Below are 6,566 nucleotides of genomic sequence, written 5' to 3'. Positions count from 1 at the left end.
CCTTATTCTCTCCCGGCGCGGTGGCTTTAGTTCTTCTCAAAGCCACCGTTCTCATCTTTATTTAGTCTAAAGTACAGTTATAGCGTCGCACCTGTCTTTCGCCCATGTCTTCAGAGAGCAAATTGCTGATTTCGCGCTGTTTCCTGGCTGGTTTGGGAACGCAGATGTTTATGTACCGCGAAGACCGGATTCCCCAAGAGAGTCCGGTGCTGGTGGTGAGCAATCACCGCAGTTTCTTAGATCCTGTGCTGCTGACGGCGGCTTTGGGTCGATCGATCCGCTTTGCTTGTCATCATTACATGGGTCAAGTTCCGCTGATGAGGGAAGTAGTCACGACTTTCGGCGCTTTCCCCTTGGAAGCACCAGAGCACCGACAGCAGCATTTTTTCTCTCAAGCGACAGCGCTGCTGCAAAGCGGGGAGATGGTGGGGGTGTTTCCAGAGGGTGCAGAACCGATGGTGAAGCTGACTGGACCCAATACTGTGGGGAAGTTTCAGCGAGGATTTGCTCATTTGGCTTTGCGGGCCCCGGTGCGGGATTTGGCAGTTTTGCCGGTGGCGATTAGTTCTTTTGAGGAACACTCGGTAAGATCGGGTGTACCGCTCAGGTTGTTGAGTTTGTTTGATCCTTCGGAACCGCTGTTCGATCGCTCTGGGTGGCATCCTGTGATAATTTATCAGCGAGTTAATGTTTTAATCGGCCAGCCTTACTGGATTACTGTCGAGAGACAGCAGCAATATCGAGGCAAAAAAGCCAAAGCAGTTGTGGCTGAACTCACAAACCACTGTCAGGGAGAAATTGCACAATTACTCCAACGAGGTTGTTTGTAAGTTTGTAAGTTTGTTGACTGTTGGCTGTTGACTGTTGACTGTGGGCTGGTGTCAGATTTCCAATCTAAAATCTAAAATCTAAAATCTAAAATCGATTGACTTGAATCATGGCAAATGCTAAGAACAAGGTTCGTTTCCTAACTCCCAAACCGCCAAAACCAGAGCGCCCTTTATTTGTATTTCTGCCCGGTATGGATGGCAGTGGTTTGCTGCTGAGGCCGCAAATTGCTAAATTAGCAAATCATTTCGACATTCGCTGCTTAACTGTACCGGCTGACGACATGGCTACTTGGGAGGTACTGGTTAGCGAAACAATTGCCTTAATTGAAGCAGAAAAGCAAGCGGGAAAGCCGAAGCGGCCGGTTTATCTGTGTGGCGAGTCATTTGGGGGCTGTTTAGCGATGAAAACTGTTTTAGAGGCTCCTAAATTGTGCGATCGATTAATATTAGTCAATCCAGCTTCTTCATTCCGACAGCAGCCTTGGGTGCAGTGGGGGTCGTATCTGACTCAGTGGCTGCCGGCCAACCTTTATCCGCTGTCGGTAATCGGTTTATTGCCGATATTAGCATCATTAGGAAAGATTGGGCGCGACGATCGGCGAGCTTTGCTAGAAGCGATGCAAGCGGTACCGCAAAACACGTCTGTGTGGAGATTGGCCTTAGTGCGATCGTTTAATGTTGACGAAAATCAGTTGCGCGGCATCAAACAGCCGACGCTAGTAATTGCTAGCGGTGCAGATCGGCTGCTGCCTTCCCTAGTAGAAGCGAAGCTTTTAGTCAAGGTAATTCCCAAAGCTGAAATGGTGCTGCTGGCTAACAGCGGTCATGCTTGTTTGTTAGAAACCGATGTTAACCTTTACGGGATTATGCAAGCTCGCAATTTTTTGACTAAATCCGAAGAAAATCTGTCATTAGTCAATAGTCATTAGTCAATAGTCATTAGCTATGATTTCTCACTTCTGAGTCAGTCGGGGCAAAATTAGAGATGGGGCGAGGGGTAAAGTTTATATTACAATTAACCCGCCCTGACACTCATTAGTACGTCCCCGAAGACAAGCCACTAACGACTAATAACTAATGACTAATGACTAATTAAGATTTAACCATTTTTGAGCGTTAAGTCGCTGGACGACGCCAAACACCATGAGGTCTAGTGTTACCTTGCGCTCATCTATCAAAAAAGGCTCTAAAGTGCTGGTTTTGGTCTTATTTTCCGCGCAGGAAAATGCTCTTTGACTTTGAATATTTTCTTGAGGGAAATATAGGTTAAATTGGCGCTCTCCTTCTTGGAATTTACCAATTACCTGCCAGCAATCCCCGGCGGAACTCATGCCAAAAACGGGAAATTTTTGCTTGGTAAAACTCACCTCTAAATCCTTAACGCCCTGCTTAGTCAAAGCCGTTTGCAAAGCGGGCAAATAATCTTGTTGAATAAATTCCGCAAAGGGCTTGTCTTCAACAGCAGGTGCTTTTTCCTTTTTAGCTTTAGCTGGGGGCTTGTCGCCTTCGGCCTTGGCTGCGGGCTTTTTAGCAGCCGCTGGAGGCTTGTCAGTGCTGGGAAAGTCGGTTGTCTCGGCAGTGTCGGAACTCGGGGCGTTCTCGATCGACGCACTGGGAGTTTCCGATTCGCCAGCGGTAGGATTTTTCGGTTCTTTGGACTTTTTAGCAGCCGACTGAGGCTGGTCAGTGCTGGGAAAGTCGGTTGTCTCGGCAGTGTCGGAACTCGGGGCGTTCTCGATCGACGCACTGGGAGTTTCCGATTCGCCAGCGGTAGGATTTTTCGGTTCTTCTGACATTAACGCTTCCTGTTAAAAGTGATTCGGTAAGGAGTTGGGAGTTGAGCAAGCGGGCGATCGACTTTCTTGAGGGCACACATTTTATCGCAAACCAACCTGAGAGAATGGCTAGTCAAAAAAATTTGAACTGAAAACACTCTCACAGGGCGATCGACCGCCAATATCACAACTCCTTTGGTTATTCTAAATCTCAGCGACAGCTCGTTCAATCAAACGGCGGGCTAGAGTTTGAACACCGGTGTGTTCGTAGTAGTTGGTAGTCATGTCGAGGAATGCGCCCACGTAGTCTACCTTGTCAGCAGAAATTTCCACAAAACTCTGCAAGTGGCCAAGTACGTTTTGGGGAGTCAAACCTCGATCGCTCACAAAAGAGCTCATCCAGCCGGAAACCGAGTTAAAGCTTTCGCCGATAAAGCCCAACTGGCCTGCGGGAGAGCCCCCTGGAATCATGCCACCGATCGAGTTAAAGACCGAATTATCTTGCAAATCGCTGGGGGAGAGTCTCTGAATCCAAGACTGAGTTGCCATGATAAAGTCTGGGCCCAAAGGAATCAAACCATCAAAGCAAACCAAAGCAGCCATCCGCATCAGGGATTCGCCGCCGTAGTCGCCCAAGGATGCGGCAAAATCGCCGATGCTGTCGCCAGGAATGCCGTTGATTTGGCAAAAAGCGAGCAACTCAGTGACTAACTTCAGAGAAAGGTCGATCGTTTGAGCTTTTTCCGGCTTGGGAGTGAGATTGCCTAGCATGGACAAAAACGGCACATTTTCCGCAACTTTGTTAGCGAGGGCGGCAGTGCCCAAAGCCTTGTCGGCGTTGTCAATAGTTTGGTAGAGCCAGAGAGCGCGCTGGTAGCCCTCTGATTTATCGTTGAAGAGGTAGATAGCGCGCTCGCCGATTTGCTGGATCAGTTCTTCGTCAGTTTCGCCAGTAACGGTGCGAATGGTATTTTCAAAGCCAACTAAATTGTTCCACTCACCGGGAACCACAAAGTCAAGCGCTCGCAGGGCTTTGACAGTCATGTTGTCTTGAGGCAGTTGATCGACTAATTCAAAGACTGTTTTGCTCACAAAAAACTCCTTATGCTGGAACGAAAATCAAAGGTATTACTTTTGGCAGATGGCAAAAACTTCACACTCTCTTTGTGGCAAACTTAGTTTTAATAGCGCCAGACTGGAGTCAGGCGCGGAGTGTGACAAGAGACATTGCTACTTGACGCGGGCGAGACCGCCCAGGTTAAATTTTGACAGCCAAGCTTCGCGCTCGCTAGCGGTAAAAGAGGGACTGCGCGATTGAACTTTCACCTGATAGCGATTTGCCACTAAAACAGCGGTACCATTAGCACCCTGATTAATGGCGGGATAGCCTGCAATTTGCTTGGTACTTTGCTTAAATTTTGCACCTGCGCTAGGGTTGCCGGCGATGTCGTTAATCGAGAGAACCGCGACATTTTTTCCGTCTTTGTTCAGCTTAGCTTCAGCAAAACCGGATTTTTCTTGAGCAAAAACGCGATCGAATCCACCGCCAGAAGCCGGGAAGTATTTATTTAACTTACCGCCTGCCACTGCCTTCTTGGGCAGGTTTTGATTACTCGCACTTGATTTATCAGCAGTTGTCTGCTGTGCTTTACCAGGTTTTTGGGTGCTTTCCTGCTGGGCTTTGTCCCAGCGGGAGGGGGCTTGGGTTTGACCGCAGGCGGTCACTAACAGCAGTACCGAGATCAGGAATGGAGCTAAGATGCGGCGTGCGGGGGAAAATTGCATCGCTGTCTCCTCATTAGTAGGTTTCCATAACAATTGTGGCTTAGAATTGGGCAATTTGTGTGCTCTGAGCGGATGATTTGTCTTCTTTGCAAAAAAATCCTCTGCCTGCCGACAGAGGATTTTTTTGCAATTACGAGTTTTGAAGGAAGAAAACTGAAAGATTGCTCCACAGATCAATTCTGGGGATGGGGGTAAAGAAACTAAGTTTTCTGATAGCCAGCAATCTCAAAACAATTTTTGCTGATTTTCTCTAGATTTATCTAGAAATTTCAGAGCAATTGTTCATCCATCGTCTTACTTCGGCTTTCCAACTTAGGTCTTACTTTAGGGGTAAGGATTAGGCGTCGCTTTCAATGTAGATAAACAACAAACCCATTACCACCACCGGCATCACCCAGGTAATTAGGGGAATCAAAATCCAAGGCAAGAAAGAGGCAGCGTAGGAACCTGTCATATCAAATTCTCCAAACTAAAGTTAGTGTGTTCCAACAGGGATATTTGGGAGTCAAGTCTAATTGTTGACTAAGCCCCGGAAAATGGCATCAACGCCGTTAAAGTTTTCGAGTAAGAAGTAGGCAACAAAGACACCACCCATTCCACCAATGAAGAAACCACCGGTAAACTGGCTCCAGCCTTCAGCATTTCTGAGGGCATCAGGGGTCATGGGATTAGCGCTAGGGTAGCTGGTGTTGTCTTGTTTGAAAGAGACTAAACCGTAAGCAGACATACCTAGTGTGCCAAGCAGAACTAAGACGAGGGCTGTATATAATCCTCCGAGATTAGCTGCTTCTGGATAATCCCGCAGGGGGCCGAAGACGATTTCGGGGCCGACGAGGAAATAACCGTGTGCCAAACCAATTTCTAGGCCTCGAATTAGGGGCGAGAGTCCTTTGCGGTAGACGGGCAAGTTCCCAATGAATGCTTTTGTGAAATCAGAAGCACTGATGGGAGTTGCTAGATGACCCGTGAAGGGGTCGCCGTTAAAGGGTTTAATAAGCTCTGCATCTCTGGGATCGGCCATATTCTGTTTGTCCTCGCAGTTTAAAAAGTTGAGGCGTTCAAGTCATATTTTACGCAGGGACGTGTTTCCTATTTACATAATTAACGGCGAGCTTTAGAAAAGTTCACTATTCTTTAGTTTTTGGAAGAATTTTTCTTTTGCCTCTTATACCAGAAAGCGAGTCGATCGGGCGACACTCCCAGGAAATAAGCGATGATTACTATTTGATTAATGGCGGTGGTTTGGAGAACCCCAAGCTGTTGCCAGCGACGGGCGGAGGTCAGCACTGGCTGGGGTACTATTTCAATGCGGCCTTGTTTTTTCAATCGGCGCACGAATTCAAAGTCTTCCATCAGTGGCAAGTCGGGAAAACCGCCAATTTTGTCAAAGGTAACTGCGTGGAGGAAAATAGCTTGGTCGCCGTAGGGCATTTGCAGAAAGTTCGATCGCCAGTTTACCCCTGTTTCTACCAACCGGAGGCTGAGACTGCGGGCGTCAATCTTGAGTTCAAAGGCCCCCGCTAGCGTACAGGGATTAGCTAGTACCCGACGCGCGCTATCGTCGTACCCCCTAGGCAAAAGAGTGTCGGCGTGGAGAAACAGCAATATCTCTCCAGTAGCGGCGGCTGCACCTACATTCATTTGGGCTGGACGGCCTGGGGCGGTGGAGATAACTCGGACGCCCAAAGATTTTGCTATATCTGTAGTACCGTCACTGCTGCCGCCGTCAGCGACAATTATTTCGACATTTTGGGCCTCAAGCGCGGTGGAGATGACTGGGGCAATTGTAGATGCTTCGTTTAAGACTGGAATGATAATGGAAATTGTGAGATTGGGATTTTCTGGCGACATACAGAATTAAGCAGCCCGTGAGAGAGAGCGGGTTTTGTACAAAGCTGATTTTGCCCATTTTTGACCCCGGGCTCGCCCCTACATTTGGCCTTAACGTGGGAGAGTTTGGTAAAAAACCCAGCTATTAGTTGCTCATTTTTTACGCCGGGCCCGCGCCTACATTGGGCTTTCCTGTGGCATGGCGGGTTTTGTACAAAGCTGATCTGTTAGTTGCTAATTTAATTGCTAATTTTTGGCTTTTTCTCGCGCCTGGGACTATTGTCCCAAGCGCTGTCTAACTGCTACTGAAATTCAGCATTTGGTTAGACAAATACAATTACTATAT

The 6,566-nt window shown here is 47.9% G+C and carries 8 protein-coding genes; 2 read left to right on the top strand and 6 right to left on the bottom strand.

Annotated features, from left to right (window positions below; all coding sequences use genetic code 11):
* The first annotated feature begins 104 nt into the window (after positions 1–104).
* Both QT979_RS22065 and QT979_RS22060 read left to right on the top strand, forming a co-directional pair.
* Positions 105–830, top strand: coding sequence for a lysophospholipid acyltransferase family protein (locus tag QT979_RS22065; protein ID WP_333311689.1), 726 nt, complete (start codon positions 105–107; stop codon positions 828–830).
* Between the two features lie 107 nt (positions 831–937).
* Positions 938–1,759, top strand: a complete 822-nt coding sequence (locus tag QT979_RS22060) for an alpha/beta hydrolase (protein WP_333311688.1) — start codon at positions 938–940, stop codon at positions 1,757–1,759.
* A gap of 159 nt (positions 1,760–1,918) precedes the next feature.
* Here the strand turns inward: QT979_RS22060 and QT979_RS22055 are convergent, their stop codons facing one another.
* From QT979_RS22055 to QT979_RS22030, 6 genes are all read right to left on the bottom strand, one after another.
* Complete coding sequence (locus QT979_RS22055; protein WP_333311687.1) at positions 1,919–2,626, bottom strand: DUF2996 domain-containing protein; 708 nt, start codon at positions 2,624–2,626, stop codon at positions 1,919–1,921.
* 183 nt (positions 2,627–2,809) lie between these two features.
* Entirely contained in the window at positions 2,810–3,697 is an 888-nt protein-coding gene (locus QT979_RS22050; RefSeq protein WP_333213457.1) for a hypothetical protein, read from the bottom strand.
* 138 nt (positions 3,698–3,835) lie between these two features.
* Complete coding sequence (locus tag QT979_RS22045) at positions 3,836–4,390, bottom strand: hypothetical protein (RefSeq protein WP_333213456.1); 555 nt, start codon at positions 4,388–4,390, stop codon at positions 3,836–3,838.
* A gap of 337 nt (positions 4,391–4,727) precedes the next feature.
* Entirely contained in the window at positions 4,728–4,844 is a 117-nt protein-coding gene (locus tag QT979_RS22040) for a photosystem I reaction center subunit VIII (RefSeq protein WP_333042098.1), read from the bottom strand.
* A 57-nt stretch (positions 4,845–4,901) separates the two neighbouring features.
* Entirely contained in the window at positions 4,902–5,411 is a 510-nt protein-coding gene (locus QT979_RS22035; protein WP_333081456.1) for a photosystem I reaction center protein subunit XI, read from the bottom strand.
* A gap of 113 nt (positions 5,412–5,524) precedes the next feature.
* The gene (locus QT979_RS22030; RefSeq protein ID WP_333311686.1) at positions 5,525–6,241 is read right to left on the bottom strand and encodes a TIGR04283 family arsenosugar biosynthesis glycosyltransferase; all 717 of its coding nucleotides are present in this window, start codon (positions 6,239–6,241) and stop codon (positions 5,525–5,527) included.
* Positions 6,242–6,566 lie beyond the last annotated feature (325 nt).

This window comes from Microcoleus sp. w2-18bC1 (assembly GCF_036700365.1).
In the GTDB taxonomy this organism is placed as follows: Bacteria; Cyanobacteriota; Cyanobacteriia; order Cyanobacteriales; family Microcoleaceae; genus Microcoleus.
This window is presented reverse-complemented; position numbering and strand designations above follow the sequence as displayed.

Coding starts and splice junctions, on each gene's coding strand:
- QT979_RS22060 (WP_333311688.1), top strand. CDS start 938: ATGGCAAATGCTAAGAACAAGGTTCGTTTCCTAACTCCCAAACCGCCA.
- QT979_RS22055 (WP_333311687.1), bottom strand. CDS start 2,626: ATGTCAGAAGAACCGAAAAATCCTACCGCTGGCGAATCGGAAACTCCC.
- QT979_RS22040 (WP_333042098.1), bottom strand. CDS start 4,844: ATGACAGGTTCCTACGCTGCCTCTTTCTTGCCTTGGATTTTGATTCCC.
- QT979_RS22035 (WP_333081456.1), bottom strand. CDS start 5,411: ATGGCCGATCCCAGAGATGCAGAGCTTATTAAACCCTTTAACGGCGAC.
- QT979_RS22045 (WP_333213456.1), bottom strand. CDS start 4,390: ATGCAATTTTCCCCCGCACGCCGCATCTTAGCTCCATTCCTGATCTCG.
- QT979_RS22065 (WP_333311689.1), top strand. CDS start 105: ATGTCTTCAGAGAGCAAATTGCTGATTTCGCGCTGTTTCCTGGCTGGT.
- QT979_RS22030 (WP_333311686.1), bottom strand. CDS start 6,241: ATGTCGCCAGAAAATCCCAATCTCACAATTTCCATTATCATTCCAGTC.